The 13,275-nt window shown below is 66.8% G+C and carries 10 protein-coding genes; all 10 read right to left on the bottom strand.

Features of this window, described 5'->3' with window-relative positions:
* Positions 1–183 precede the first annotated feature (183 nt).
* The 10 genes from ACFVYC_RS07940 to ACFVYC_RS07895 all read right to left on the bottom strand — a co-directional run bounded on the left by ACFVYC_RS07940 (position 184) and on the right by ACFVYC_RS07895 (position 13,269).
* Entirely contained in the window at positions 184–1,500 is a 1,317-nt protein-coding gene (locus ACFVYC_RS07940; RefSeq protein WP_387548742.1) for a M18 family aminopeptidase, read from the bottom strand.
* 10 nt (positions 1,501–1,510) lie between these two features.
* Positions 1,511–2,410 (bottom strand): intradiol ring-cleavage dioxygenase, encoded by a 900-nt coding sequence (locus ACFVYC_RS07935; RefSeq protein WP_387548741.1) that lies wholly within the window; start codon positions 2,408–2,410, stop codon positions 1,511–1,513.
* 59 nt (positions 2,411–2,469) lie between these two features.
* Positions 2,470–3,162: a response regulator gene (locus tag ACFVYC_RS07930; RefSeq protein WP_387548739.1), complete on the bottom strand. Its 693-nt coding sequence runs from the start codon at positions 3,160–3,162 to the stop codon at positions 2,470–2,472.
* Positions 3,159–4,508 (bottom strand): sensor histidine kinase, encoded by a 1,350-nt coding sequence (locus ACFVYC_RS07925; RefSeq protein ID WP_387548737.1) that lies wholly within the window; start codon positions 4,506–4,508, stop codon positions 3,159–3,161. The genes ACFVYC_RS07930 and ACFVYC_RS07925 overlap by 4 nt, the downstream gene beginning before the upstream one ends.
* A 26-nt stretch (positions 4,509–4,534) precedes the next feature.
* The gene (locus ACFVYC_RS07920) at positions 4,535–5,422 is read right to left on the bottom strand and encodes an ABC transporter permease (RefSeq protein ID WP_387548735.1); all 888 of its coding nucleotides are present in this window, start codon (positions 5,420–5,422) and stop codon (positions 4,535–4,537) included.
* Positions 5,423–5,436: 14 nt separating this feature from the next.
* On the bottom strand, positions 5,437–6,384 hold the full coding sequence (locus tag ACFVYC_RS07915) for an ABC transporter ATP-binding protein (protein WP_387548733.1): 948 nt from the start codon (positions 6,382–6,384) through the stop codon (positions 5,437–5,439).
* A 181-nt stretch (positions 6,385–6,565) separates the two neighbouring features.
* Positions 6,566–8,062, bottom strand: a complete 1,497-nt coding sequence (locus tag ACFVYC_RS07910) for a bifunctional phosphatase PAP2/diacylglycerol kinase family protein (RefSeq protein ID WP_387548731.1) — start codon at positions 8,060–8,062, stop codon at positions 6,566–6,568.
* 79 nt (positions 8,063–8,141) lie between these two features.
* Positions 8,142–9,338 carry an MFS transporter gene (locus ACFVYC_RS07905; protein WP_387548729.1) on the bottom strand — a complete coding sequence of 399 codons (1,197 nt, stop codon included), beginning with the start codon at positions 9,336–9,338 and terminating at the stop codon, positions 8,142–8,144.
* A gap of 167 nt (positions 9,339–9,505) precedes the next feature.
* Positions 9,506–11,188, bottom strand: a complete 1,683-nt coding sequence (locus ACFVYC_RS07900) for an ABC-F family ATP-binding cassette domain-containing protein (RefSeq protein ID WP_387548727.1) — start codon at positions 11,186–11,188, stop codon at positions 9,506–9,508.
* 92 nt (positions 11,189–11,280) lie between these two features.
* Positions 11,281–13,269: a penicillin-binding transpeptidase domain-containing protein gene (locus ACFVYC_RS07895; protein WP_387548725.1), complete on the bottom strand. Its 1,989-nt coding sequence runs from the start codon at positions 13,267–13,269 to the stop codon at positions 11,281–11,283.
* Positions 13,270–13,275 lie beyond the last annotated feature (6 nt).

Raw genomic sequence — 13,275 nt, 5'->3', positions numbered from 1 at the left:
AGGCAGGCGCGGACGGGGCCGGGCGCGGTGGATGCAGCATCCAGTGGGGTGGGTCACAGGTTTCTCCCACCCTAATCCGGTGGAGAGCGATGGGACTTGTGCAGAAGCACAAAAACGGCCACAGCAGACCGGGCGGGCTACCCGTTCGAAGGCACCGGGTGCTGCCCCCGAGGCCAGGAAGGACTACACGGCCGTCCGGAAGAACAACTCCGTCACCGCAGCCAGGCGCCGCGGGTCCTCCACCCCGCACAGTTCCCGGGCAGAGTGCATGGAAAGCAGCGGAACACCCACGTCCACTGTCCGGATTCCAAGGCGGGTAGCGGTGAGCGGGCCGATCGTGGACCCGCAGGGGATCGCGTTGTTGGACACAAACTCCTGGTACGGCACACGCGCTTCGCCGCACAGCCGGGCCCAGAAAGCCGCACCGGCCGCATCCGTGGCATACCGCTGGTTGGCGTTGATCTTCAGGAGCGGGCCGCCGTTGAGCACCGGGTGGTTGGCGGGGTCGTGCCGCTCGGCGTAATTCGGGTGGACGGCGTGGCCGGCGTCGGCAGAGACACAGAACGACGCCGACAGCGCCTGCCGCCGCTGGCTCACCGTGGCGCCAAGGCCGTCAGAGATGCGCACCAGAACATCCTCAAGGATTGGTCCGCAGGCTCCCGAGCGGGAGTTGGAGCCGATCTCCTCGTGGTCAAAAGCAGCCAGCACGGCAATCGGTGCCGCCCCTGCGCCAGCGGACCCGGCCACGGACGAAGCATGCCCCATCAGCGCCGTGAGCCCCGCATGCGTGGCGGAAAGGTTATCCAACCGCCCGGACGCGAAGAACTCCCCGTTCCCTCCGAAAACTGCAGGGGCCTGCGTGTCTGCAATAACGACGTCGTACCCGCCAATCCGGGCAGGATCCACGGACGCTCCGGGAACGTGCGAAGCCAGCACCGCAAGCAGGTCAAAATCACCAGGGTTCCCGAGCCCCCACACAGGGTTCATGTGGCGCTGCTTATCCAGCGTCAGCCCGTCGTTGACCGCACGGTCCAAATGGATGGCCAGCTGCGGGAAGCGGAGCAGCGGCCCGGTGGCCGTCAGGTGCTCGGTTCCGTCCAGCATCACCAGCCGCCCGGCGAGCTGCAGTTCCCGGTCCAGCCAGGAGTTCAGCAGCGGCCCGCCGTACACCTCCACCCCCGCCTGCAGCCAGCCGTGCGCGCCGATGGTGGGTTTGGGCTTGAGCTTGAAGGACGGCGAATCCGTGTGCGCGCCCAGGATGTTGAACCCGGTGGCGGGCCCGGCACCGTCGGGAACCACCCAGGCAATAAGCGCGCCGTCGCGGATGATGAAGAACGAACCGGCCCCGCCCTCCCAGGGCTCCAGCTCCTCCAGGCGGACAAATCCCGCCTCCACCAGCCGGCGCCCGGCTTCGTGCACAGCGTGGAAGCTCGACGGCGATGCGCTGACGTATGCGCCAAGGTCCTGGATGTGCTCTGCAGCGGAGGATGAGGAAGGCATGCTCCCGAGTCTAGATGGTGACGTTCAGCCCGGCCGCGTAGCCCGCCGCGGCGGATCCTGTCATGGTGGCAAGCTGGTAGATGCCGCCGTCATTCCTGAACACACTGTCCGACTGCAGGGTGGTGCGGCCCATGTTGCCCCGGCTCGCTTCATAGCCAGCGGACGCGTAAACGTCGTCGCAGGACGCCTTGGTCAGTGCGATCTGCGACACGGCCAGCACCTGGCCTGCCGCCGTCGCGTTGCTCATGGATTCGAACACCTCGAAGTGGATGTGCGGCCAGCGCCCCGGGTAGGCGCCCGGAAAAATGGACGTGAACGTCGCCTGGCCGTTCGCATCAGCCTCCTGCACGCCGCGGAGGTAGTTTTCGCTGGCCAGCTCCGAGTCGTACAGCGAGTACCTGCCTTCCCGGTCGCAGTGCCACGCGTACACAGCGGCGCCGGCCAGTGGGACGCACCCGTTCGCATTGTCCAGCAGTGTCAGGGTGAAGGTCAGCGGCACACCTTCGGCCCTGGCGGTCCCGGTGCCGAAGCTGGACGCGATGTCCCGCCGCACCACTCCCGAGGCTTCCAGCAGGTTTGGTCCGTTCGAACCGTCGGCCGGAAATGGCCCGGCCGTTTCCTGCGGAATCTCCACGCCGCACTCCGTGATCGCCCGGGTCAGGGTTGGCGAGGGCGATGCGACCCCACCGGAACCGGTCGCCGCCGGAGTACCGGTTCCGGGCACGGTTGCCGGGGCGGCGGCCGACGTCGGGGGGCTGGCGTTGGGGGGCGCGCCAGCGGTGCACGCGGCCAGGGCGGCAGCAGCGCCGCCCGCACCGAAAATCATGCCCAGCGACCGGCGGCTCACCATTGTGGACAGGTCGAATTCGAGGCCGCGGTCGTGATTTGGGTGGGGGACGTGGTTGGTCATGGGACTATCCAACCCGTCCGCCCACCGCCTGCATAGTGGTTTCTTGCCCGGAGAGCGGGTCAGTAGTCCGGGTTGCTGGGTACCACCAGGCCGGTCTCGTAGGCGTAGACCACAGCCTGGACACGGTCCCGGAGATGGAGTTTGGTGAGGATGCGCCGGACGTGCGTCTTTACTGTGGCCTCGGACAGGAAGTACCGGTGGGCGATCTCCGCATTGGACAGGCCCTCGGCCATTGCCTGCAGCATTTCCGTTTCCCGGGGTGTCAGGTCGGCCAGCAGTGGATCGGGCGGCGGGGCGGCGGGGGCTGGCTTGGCGGCACCGCGGACATAGGTTTCGAGCAGCCGCTGGGTGATCCTGGGTGCCACGACGGCGTCGCCGCTGGCCACCACACGTACGGCGCTGATCAGTTCCGACGGCGCCGCGTCCTTGAGGAGGAACGCGGACGCGCCTGCCTGGAGACCGGCGAACGCATACTCATCCACGTCGAAGGTGGTCAGGATGATGATCCGGGAACATGCTCCGGATTCCGTAATGGCGCGCGTCGCCTCAATGCCGTCCAGCACGGGCATCCGCACGTCCATCAGCACCACATCAGGGTTCAGTTCACGGACTTGGCGGACAGCCTCGGCGCCGTTTGAGGCTTCCCCCACGATCTGCAGGTCATCCTCGCCCTCGAGGATGAGGCGGAAGCCCATGCGGAGCAGCGGCTGGTCGTCCACCAGCAGGACGGTAATGCCGGAATTGTTGGTCATGCCTTGCCTTGGAGTTCGTAGGGACGGAGGGGCTCGGACTCGTCATCGCCCGGCCAGGTAAGGACGGCGTGCACCCGCCAGCCCCGTCCGCTTCGGCCGGCTTCGACGGTTCCGGCGTAGATCCGGGCGCGCTCAGCCATTCCGTTGATGCCTTGGCCGGTGCCGTACGAACCGTGGCCCGAGGCAGCCGCGCCGTTGTCAGGGGCGGGAACCCCCGGAACCCCCGCACCGTCGTCGAGCACGTCGATGGTGACTGTAGAACCGGACCGGACAATCGAAACGTCCACCCGTCCCAGAGAACGCCCGTAGCGGAGCACGTTGGTCAGTGATTCCTGGACAATCCGGTAGACGGTGAGCTGGAACGCGGCGTCGTCGGGCAGCGCCGGGCCGGTATGGGAGTAGTGCAGGGGCAGGCCTGCCGTGCGGAATCCCTCCAGCAGCTTGGACAGGCTGTCCCCGGAAGCGAGCGGGAGCGGCGCCGCACCGGCTCCCGCATCATCGCGGAGGACGCCCAGGACCCGCCGCATGTCGGCGAGGGCCGTCCGGCCCGTCCGGGACAATTCGCCGAGGACCTCGCCGGCGCGTTCCGGACTTTTCCGGACCACGACGGCGGCGCCGTCCGACAGGCTGATCATCACCGTCAGCGAGTGGGCCACGACGTCGTGCATCTCTCTGGCGATCCGGTTCCGTTCGTTCACGGAGGCAAGCCGGGCCGTCCGCGCCGCCCAGGCGGCCACTTCCTGTTCATGTTCGCGCCGCTGCCGGACGGAGATGCCGATGCCTGTGGCGATGACGTTCGAGAGGGTGATGGTGGCACCGGTGGCGATGCTGGTCAGGAGGTGGAAGTCGCCGGGGTTGACTCCGGGGTCGTGGACGAAGGAGTTCTCCATAGGCCCGACGGCGGCCAGGAGGTACAGGAGGGCCAGCGGCGCCGTGGCCACCGCCATGGTGATGAGCGCAAAGCGTCGCGTGTGGGCCACCGCCACTGCGTACAGCGAGAACCAGAGGCCGGCCGACGCATTGGAGCCCCACGGATGCAGCAGGGTCACCGCCACCTCCGCTACTGCCACAAAGGCAACAAGGCCCACCGGGTAGAAACGGCGAAGGAACAGTGACGCGGCCACCGCCACCAGCAAGGTAATGGCCAGCCAGTTGCCGGACAGGGCGGCGTCCGCCACCGTGGGTGCAACCAGCACGCAGTAGCAGAGGGCCACCACGGCGTCCATAACGCGGGGGTGCCGGTGCAGGTAGCGGCGGACGAGTCCCCTGCGCCTGGCCGTGAGTTCGGCAAAGGACGCGTCGGCCTGTCCGGCCGGCGCGTCCCTTTCCACCGCAGGTTCTGTCATGGTCCTGGTTCTTGGTCCTGCCCGGGTCAGACGTCGCGTTTCTTCAACACGATCATCGCCGGAATCAGGAACAGCAGCACGTAGCCCAGGAAAATCAGGCCGCCGTGCCAGGGATCAATCACGCCGTCGGTATGTCCGATCGACAGGAACCGTCCGCCGGCTTCGCTGGGGATGTACTGCGGGACGTACTTCCAGAACTCGCCAGGGATAAGGGTCATAAAGCCGGCGGCGATGGACAGCACAAAGAACATTGCCACCAGGACGGTGATGCCGCCGGCGGAGTTCCGCAGCAGGGTTCCCAGGGAGAGTCCGATCAGGGCAACGCCTGCCACGTAAAGGCCGCCGGTGAAGATGCTGTACAGCACGCCGTCGGTGGACCAGTCGAGGTCAAAGCCCATGCCCTGGAATACCGGCATGGCGATCAGGAAGGTGGCTACTCCGGCGATGGTGGTGATCACGTAGGAGATGACCGCAAGGATGACCGCTTTGGCCACAAAGGCCGGCGTGCGCCGGGGGACGGCGTTCATGGTGGAACGGATCATTCCGGTGGCGTATTCGGAGGACATAAAGAGGACCGCCAGTGATCCGAGGATCAGGATACCGATCTGCAGGCCTGCGTTGGGCAGGTTGTAAAGGTCGAAGCCGGAACCCGGAGGAAATGATGCCTCCAGCATTTCGGGGGTCATCGTTTGGCCCTGGTCCCTGGCGCTGCGCACCATCTCATCCAGGTAGGTGTAGCGGATCAGTACCGCCAGCGCGCCGATTCCGATGATGGCAACCAGCGTCAGCAGCAGCAGGATGCGGGTGGACATCAGCGACCAAAGCTTGATCCATTCGGACCGGAGGACGCCGCCGAAGGTCACGCCTTTTGAGCCGGCGGAGGAACGGGTGGGCGCGGTACGGGTTTCAGTCATGGTGCTCATCGTCCTTACTTTCCTGCCGCTGCCGGTGCGGACAGTGCGGGTCCGCCGGTCAGGTGCGAGTGGTATTCCACTTCGTCCTTCGTAAGGTCGAAGTACGCGTCTTCAAGGGAGGACAGTTGCGGAGTGAGCTCATAGAGCAGGACGCCATTGTCCAGGGCAACCTGGGCTATCCGGCGGGAGTCCATCCCTGTCACTTCAAGGGTTTCGGGCTCGGCCTGGTCCACGGTGACGCCGTCGCCGGCCAGAAGCGCAGACAGTTGCAGGGCTGCGCTGGTGCGGACAAGGGTCCTGGCCTGCCGGGTTCCGGCAATGATCTCCTTGACCGGGGCATCGGCGATGATCCGGCCGCGGCCAATGACGATCAAGTGGTCGGCGGTCTGCGCCATTTCGCTCATCAGGTGCGAGGAAAGGAAAATTGTTTTGCCCTGGTTCGCCAGGTACCGGACCAGGTTGCGGACCCACAGGACGCCCTCCGGGTCCAGGCCGTTGACGGGTTCGTCCAGGATGAGCGTCTGCGGATCGCCGAGCAGAGCCGCAGCGATACCCAGCCGCTGGCCCATACCCAGCGAGAAACCGCCGGCCTTCTTGCGGGCCACCGCTTCCAGGCCGGTCATCTCGATGACTTCCCGGACCCTGGTCTTCGGAATGCCGTATGTGGCGGCCATGGCCAGCAGGTGGTTGTAGGCACTGCGGCTGGTGTGTACGGCCTTGGCGTCCAGCAGCGCGCCCACCTCGTGCAGCGGTGCCTTGTGCTCGGCGTACGGCCGGCCGTTCACGGTGACGGAGCCCGACGTCGGCCGGTCCAGCCCCATGACCATGCGCATCGTGGTGGACTTGCCGGCGCCGTTCGGACCCAGGAAGCCCGTGACCTGCCCTGCTTTGACGGTGAAGCTGACCCCTGCCACGGCGGTTTTTCCGCCGTAGACCTTGGTCAGGCCTGTTGCCTCAATCATTGATTGTTCCTTCGGACGGCAGCGCGAGGCTGCGGCAGATGTTCAGGGACGCTTGTGTACCCACCACGCTACCGATGCCCGGCCCTCTTTTCGCCGGTCTCAGGGATGATTCAGGGGTAAACCGGGGTAGTCCCCCTGGATGATCCCCGCCCCCCGGATTCCCCACCGCAGCGAATCTCCGTCACGGGCGGGGGGAGTAATAGGCGAGGGCACGCGGCAGCACCCTGTACGTCACGCTGCGGACCCCGGCCAGGGCCTCGCCGTCCACGGCCAGCGCCATCGGCGACCCGCCGGCCTCGATGCGCACCTCCTTTGCCTCCGACAGGTGGGTGATGCGCGAGGTGGCCACGGTTCCCGTCAGCACCGACCCCAGCAGCCGCAGCCGGGCGAAGGACTCGTCTGCCGTGATCATGCGGACGTCCAGGACGCCGTCGTCCATCACCGGCCGCAGCAGCGGCGCATGGTCGCGGGGGTAATAGCGGCCCCGGCCCACGTAGGCGATCCATACCTTGTGCAGCTTGCCGTCCACCGTGAGGGTCGTGGGCGTGCCCGCGGCGAACGTCCGGAACATGGCCACCACTCCGGCAAGCGGTTTTCCCAATGCCGGCTGCAGTTGCCCGCGCCGCCGCACAAAATCGGGATACAGGCCCACGCTGGAGGTGTTGAGCATGACCAGGTCCGCAGTCTCGGGCTTGCCCGCCAGGCCGCGTTCCACCGTAACGGTTCCGACGTCGGCGTAGGCCGCCTCACCTTTCGACGCCGCCGCCAAGGCTTCCTTGAGGCTCCCCGTTCCGGCATCGCGGGCGAAATGGTTGAGGGTTCCGCCGGGCAGGACCAGCAACGGAAGGGAACGTTCGACGGCGGCTGCGGCCGCCGCTCCCACCGTCCCGTCGCCGCCCCACACCCCGAGGGCACGGGTACCCGGGCGGTCCGCCGTGTCGCGGATAGCGGCCAGGAGGTCGTCGACCGGCTGCACGGTCCTTATATACGCATCGGGGAATACCTGCTGAAGTGCGGTTGCGGTCTCTTCAGTAAAGGAACCGCCCAGAGTGTTCACCACGATCGCCAGCCCTTCGCCTCCGGGCACCCCGGGCGCCGTGGTCCAGGTCCTGGCCGTCTGCTGAATGGGCGGACGGACGGGCCACCACCGCCGGGTCACGAGGGCGGCGCCGGCACCAAGAGCCGAACCAAAGAGCACATCCGAGGGCCAGTGCGCTCCTGTGTGCACCCGGGAGTACGCCACGCCGAGGGCTGCCGGAGCGAGCGCCGCTCCGAGGGAAGGCATCACCAACCCGGTCCCTACCGCAAACGCTACTGCCGAAGCGGAGTGCCCCGAGGGCATGGACGAACTCCGGGGCTGCGGGTGCACAAACCGGAACACGGGCAGGTGTTCAGGCAACGGGCGGGCACGGGGCAACAGGGTCTTGAAGACTCCGTTGGTAACTGCGGAGGCCACCGCCTGCGCGATCAGCCCGTGGAGCGCCGCGCGGCGCGGCCTGCCCGGGATGGTGGTGAGGACGGCTGCCACGCCCATCCAGAGTTTCCCGTGGTTTGCAGAGGCCGAGAGCCGGCGGAAGAAGTCGTCGTGGTTTCCGCCGGGCAGCTTCGATACATGCCGTACAAGGTATCTGTCAGTCCGGCTGATCCATCGATGGCCCTTGCGCCATTTCCTCTGCATGCCCTCACCCTACCGCCGCCGCTGCATGCGACGGGCTGCCCTGGAATCTTGACGGCCAGCCCATTTTTCGGCGATGCCGCTACTTGACCTTCAGCGGCTTGGCGGCGCCGGCAAGGAGGAGGGCGAGGAGGATGGGCGCAAGGATGGCCAGCAGCGCGAGGTGGATTCCCGTCAGGTCACCCAGGTAGCCCAGCAATGGCGGACCGGCAAGGAAGGAGATGTAGCCGAGGGTGGACACCACGGAGACCCTTGCTGCGGCGTGCCGGGGGTCGTCGGCGGCAGCGGACATCCCCATAGGAAAAGCCAGGGCTGCGCCCACGCCCCAGAGGGCGGCGCCCACGGCAGCGAGCCATACGTTGCCGGCCAGCACGAAGAGGCAAAGTCCGGCTGCGGCTGCGGCCATGCTGGCGCGGAGGACGGCCACGCGGCCGTACTTGTCGATGACGCGGCCGCCGAGGAACCGCATGGCGGTCATGGCCAGGACAAAGAGGGCGAACATCAGCGCGCCGGTGGATTCGGAGGTGCCCAGGCCGTCAACGGACGCCTTGGCAATCCAGTCGTTGCCCGCACCCTCGGTCAGGGTGGCACCCAGCACCACCACGCCGATGAGAAGGGTCCTGCCGTCCCGCCAAGCCGACGGGCCCTTGGCGGCTTTCGGCTCTCCCTCAGCCGGGGTGGGGGCCGTGATGTGCGGCAGGAAGTAGCGCGGAACGGTCATGGTCACCAGCAGCACGATGCCCGCGATGACCAGCAGGTGCACCGGAAGTCCGACGCCGAGGTTCGACAGTCCTGCGCCGATGAGGGCACCCACGAAGGCACCGCCGCTGAAGGCAGCGTGGAATTGGGGCATGATGGTGCGGCGAAGCTTGTGTTCGACGTCGGCACCTTCAATGTTCTGGGAGACATCCCAGAGGCCGATGGCGATGCCAAAGAAGAACAGGGCGACTGCCGTGCCCGGAATGGAGGCCGCGGCCAGGGAGAGCGCTATGCCCACACCTGCCGCCGACGCCAGCAGCCCGCCGAAGCGCACCGTGTTGGCCGTGCCGATCCTGCCCACCACCCACCCTGCGGTAGGCAGGGCGAGCAAAGAGCCGACGGCGGTGCAGAGCAGCAAGGTGCCCATCTGTCCGGACGTAATCTGCAGGGTCTCGGTCACCGCAGGAATCCGCGCTGCCCAGCTGGCGAACACCAGGCCGTTGATGCCGAACACAACAAAGGTGGCGGCAGCTGCCGCTTTCAGGCCGGCATGCTGTGCCGTTCCGGTATTCATGCTCATACGTTCACTACTTCCACAGAGTTGTCATCAAGTCGTCGCCGTTCGTTCGGGGCTGGCTTACCCGGTGACGGACGCTCTCTCACATCCTGCGGGAAAACCCGCCACGCTCTCTCACCGGGTGCGTGAGCGTTGGCGAAAAGCGTGCAGGAACTGAGAGACCGTTTGGTCTAGCGCACGCGCTCCACGCGCTTTTCGTCCCACACCGGCCCGGCGGACTCGTACACTTTGCCGTCGGACCCGAACACCAGGAAGCGGTCGAAGGTCCGCGCGAACCAGCGGTCGTGCGTCACGGCCAGGACGGTGCCCTCGAAGTGGTCGATGGCCCGTTCAAGCGCCTCGGCCGAGTGCAGGTCCAGGTTGTCCGTGGGCTCGTCCAGAAGGAGCAGAGTTGCCCCGCTGAGCTGAAGCAGCAGGATCTGGAACCGGGCCTGCTGGCCTCCGGACAGGGACTCATACTTTTGCTCGGACTGGCCTGCCAGCCCGTAGCCGTCAAGCGCGCCCGCCGCTGCCTCGCGGCCCAGGCCGGAGCGGTGTTCGTCGCCGCGGTGCAGGATTTCCAGCAGCGTCTTGCCCAGAAGGTCCGGCCGGACATGGGTCTGCGCAAAGAATCCGGGGCGGATCCTGGCACCGAGCTTTACCGTGCCCTCGTGCGGCACCTCGGCTATCTCCACATCGGACACCGGCAGGTGCTCGCGTTCGGGATCGGTGCCGCCGGTGGCGAGCAGCCGCAGGAAGTGCGACTTGCCGGAGCCGTTGGATCCCAGGACACCCACGCGGTCGCCGAACCACACCTCTGTGGAGAACGGCTTCATCAGCCCGGTAAGTTCGAGTTTCTCTGCCACGATGGCGCGCTTTGCGGTGCGCCCGCCCTTGAGCCGCATCTGCACGTTTTGCTCGATGGGCAGCGCCTCGGGTGGTCCGATTTCCAGGAATTTTGCCAGGCGGGTCTGGGCCGCGTGGTAGCGGTTGGCCATGTCGGAGCGGAACGCGGCCTTGTTTTTGTACATGTTGACGAGTTCCTTGAGCTTGACGTGCTCCTCGTCCCACCGCTTGCGCAGTTCCTCGAACCGGGCGTTACGGTCCTCCCGCGCCTGCACGTAGGAGCCGAACCCGCCACCGTGGATCCACGCACCGGCACCGTTGATACCCGGTTCCAGTGTGACGATGCGGCCGGCTGCGTTGTTCAGAAGTTCGCGGTCGTGGCTGATGAAGAAAACGGTCTTCTTCGAGTCGTTCAGCTTGTCCTCGAGCCAGCGCTTGCCGGGCACGTCCAGGTAGTTGTCCGGCTCGTCCAGCAGCAACAGATCGTCCGGCCCGGCAAAAAGCGCCTCCAGCACCAGCCGCTTTTGCTCACCGCCGGAAAGGCTCGACGCCGGGCGGTGCTGCGCGCGGTCGAAGGGGAGTCCCAGCGCTGCCATGCAGACTTCGTCCCAGACGGTCTCGACGTCGTAGCCGCCGGCGTCTCCCCAGTCCACGATGGCCTGGGCGTAGCGCATCTGGCTGGGTTCGTCGTCGTCCTCGACCATTGCCAGCTCAGCCTCGTCCACCTCGCGGGCCGCTGCAGCCAGGGCGGGCGGTGCCGCGGACACCAGCAGGTCGCGGACGGTGGAACCGTCGCGTACCTGCCCCACGAACTGCCGCATGATGCCCATGTTGCCGGAGCGCCCGATCACGCCTTCATCCGGCACCAGGTCCCCGGCGATGATCCGGAACAGCGTTGTTTTACCAGTGCCGTTGGGCCCGATCAGGGCTGTTTTGGTGCCGTCCGGGACCTTGAAGGTCACCCCGTTGAGCAGTTGGGTGCCGTCGGAGAGGAAGTAATCGATACCGGAAACGTCAATATGGGCCACGTACTCCATCTTCCCACGGCATACCCTCCGGAGTTTTTGGGCGGATAACGTGGCCTGGCCGGCCTGGACGTCCGGTTACCTTTTCAAAGACCCTAGCCGGCGGCGGTCAGGAACTTCTGCAGCAGCGGTCCGGACGTTGTCGCCCCCAGGCCTCCATCCTCAACGAACACGGCAACGGCCAGATCACCGTGGACGGCCACAATCCAGGCGTGGGTCTTCGGCGGGTTTTCATTGCCGAACTCGGCGGTGCCCGTCTTGGCTCCCACCGGATCACCCGGAACGCTCGAGAGGAAGCCGGCGTGCCCGGAGGTGACGACGGCGCGCATCATGTCCGCGAGGGAGGCCGCCTCTTCGGCGGTGATGGGTTCATCCGAGGCAGTCGAAGGTGACTCCGCCGTCGCGGTGGCGGACGGCTGGGCAGCGGGAGCTGTGGAACCGCTGGTTGTTCCCTCCGCTGCGCCGCCGCCGTCGGGGTTCAGGACCAGCTGGGGGGCCACCGGCGCGCCCTTGGCCACGGAGCCGGCCATCATGGCAGCGGCCAAAGGTGACAGCAGCACCTTTCCCTGGCCAATCATGGAGGCGGCGTGCTCCGTTCCGGCGGCCTCGCCGGGGACGGATCCCAGGAAGGCAGCCGCACCGAGGGTCGGTGCTTCGACGGCGAGGCCCATGGCCATGGCGGCTGCTTCCAGCTGCCCCTGGGACACGGAGTCACGCGCGGCGATAAACGCGGTGTTGCAGGAGTGCGCGAACGCATCGCGGAGCGTCACGGAACCGAGTGATCCCTCCGGATATCCCTCGGCGTTCTTGAAAGTCCGTCCGTCCACCGTCAACGTGGGCGTGCATTCGACCTTCGACTCCGGGGTCAGGCCATTGCGGAACATCGCCAGCGAGTCCACCATCTTGAAGATGGATCCGGGAGCATACTGGCCAAGCATTGCGGTGTTGTACCCGTTGCTTCCAGGCCCGGATGCCGCTGCCAGGACTGCGCCGGTGGAGGGGCGGAGCGCAACAATCGCGGATGCCGGTTCCACACCTTCCAGGGTGCTCTCGGCGAGCGACTGCAGTGTGGGGTCCAAGGTGGTCTTCAGCGGCGCTCCCGGCGTGGGCTTCACCTCGAAGAGCACCCGGCGGGGATCCGTTGCCGCAGCCTGGATCTGTTCCCTGGTCAGGTCGGCCCGCTGCGCACGGATTACGACGGCGTCTGTCCCCCGAAGCTGTTCGTCGTACTGCTGCTGGAGGCCGCCAACGCCGGTGACATCGCCGGCGGTGAGCTCGCCTTCGGATGCTTCGATCTGCTCGGCGGAGGCCTCACCCACCGAGCCGAGCACGGCGCGGGCAAACGTGCGGCTGGGAGCCAGGGGCACCGTGGCCGGAATGGCGCGGGCTCCGGGAATTGCTGCTATCTGCTCATTCGTGATGGTCCGGCCTTCTTCGCGCAGGGTGATCGCGGAGACGAAGGCCTCGGCGCCGGAGGCCTCCACCTGCTGGACGTACGCGGCCGGGTCAACTCCAACCAGGGCTGCAAGCTTGGCGGCGGAATCAGCAGGATCCGTGGCGCCCAGCTGGGGCTTGTCGATGCCGACGTTCACCACGGGGCGGTAGGTCACCAAGGGCACGTCGCCGGCACCGAGGATGTCTGCCCGCTGCGGCGACTGCGAGCCTTTGGTCAGGATCTCGCTGTCGGCAAGGCCCGGCGCCAGGGTTGCCGGATCCCAGACAGTGAGCCATTTGTCCCCGGACTTTTTGAACTTGGCTGCCACGGTGTACTTCCACTCGGCGCCGCCGAAGTTCCAGGTGAAGTTCAGGGGGGCAGATGCGTTGTCGCCGTCGAGGGCCAGTTCGCCCGCCTCGACGGCCGGCTTCTCTGGATCGAGCGCCGCGAACACTTTTTTCAGCTGGTCATTGGCAGCCGCTGAGTTCTTGCCGTCGAAGGGCACCGAGCCCACATCGAGTCCGGAGACTGCGGTGGCCAACTGCCCCGCGGCCGCTTCGGCGCCTTTCCTGCCGTCGTCGCAGGCAACCAGCGACGTTCCGAGAATGACGGCAGCGATGCCCAAAGAAAGTTTTGTTGATATCCCCATCGCGCC

It is taken from the genome of Pseudarthrobacter sp. NPDC058329 (assembly GCF_042879835.1).
Classification (GTDB): Bacteria; Actinomycetota; Actinomycetes; order Actinomycetales; family Micrococcaceae; genus Arthrobacter.
The sequence above is the reverse complement of the archived record's forward strand: the minus strand, read 5'-3'. Positions and strand labels throughout refer to the sequence as shown.

What these genes read in the sequence shown, in the direction of transcription:
- ACFVYC_RS07895 (WP_387548725.1), bottom strand. Translation starts at nt 13,269, where the DNA reads ATGGGGATATCAACAAAACTTTCTTTGGGCATCGCTGCCGTCATTCTC.
- ACFVYC_RS07930 (WP_387548739.1), bottom strand. Translation starts at nt 3,162, where the DNA reads ATGACCAACAATTCCGGCATTACCGTCCTGCTGGTGGACGACCAGCCG.
- ACFVYC_RS07910 (WP_387548731.1), bottom strand. Translation starts at nt 8,062, where the DNA reads ATGCAGAGGAAATGGCGCAAGGGCCATCGATGGATCAGCCGGACTGAC.
- ACFVYC_RS07940 (WP_387548742.1), bottom strand. Translation starts at nt 1,500, where the DNA reads ATGCCTTCCTCATCCTCCGCTGCAGAGCACATCCAGGACCTTGGCGCA.
- ACFVYC_RS07925 (WP_387548737.1), bottom strand. Translation starts at nt 4,508, where the DNA reads ATGACAGAACCTGCGGTGGAAAGGGACGCGCCGGCCGGACAGGCCGAC.
- ACFVYC_RS07920 (WP_387548735.1), bottom strand. Translation starts at nt 5,422, where the DNA reads ATGACTGAAACCCGTACCGCGCCCACCCGTTCCTCCGCCGGCTCAAAA.
- ACFVYC_RS07935 (WP_387548741.1), bottom strand. Translation starts at nt 2,410, where the DNA reads ATGACCAACCACGTCCCCCACCCAAATCACGACCGCGGCCTCGAATTC.
- ACFVYC_RS07905 (WP_387548729.1), bottom strand. Translation starts at nt 9,338, where the DNA reads ATGAGCATGAATACCGGAACGGCACAGCATGCCGGCCTGAAAGCGGCA.
- ACFVYC_RS07915 (WP_387548733.1), bottom strand. Translation starts at nt 6,384, where the DNA reads ATGATTGAGGCAACAGGCCTGACCAAGGTCTACGGCGGAAAAACCGCC.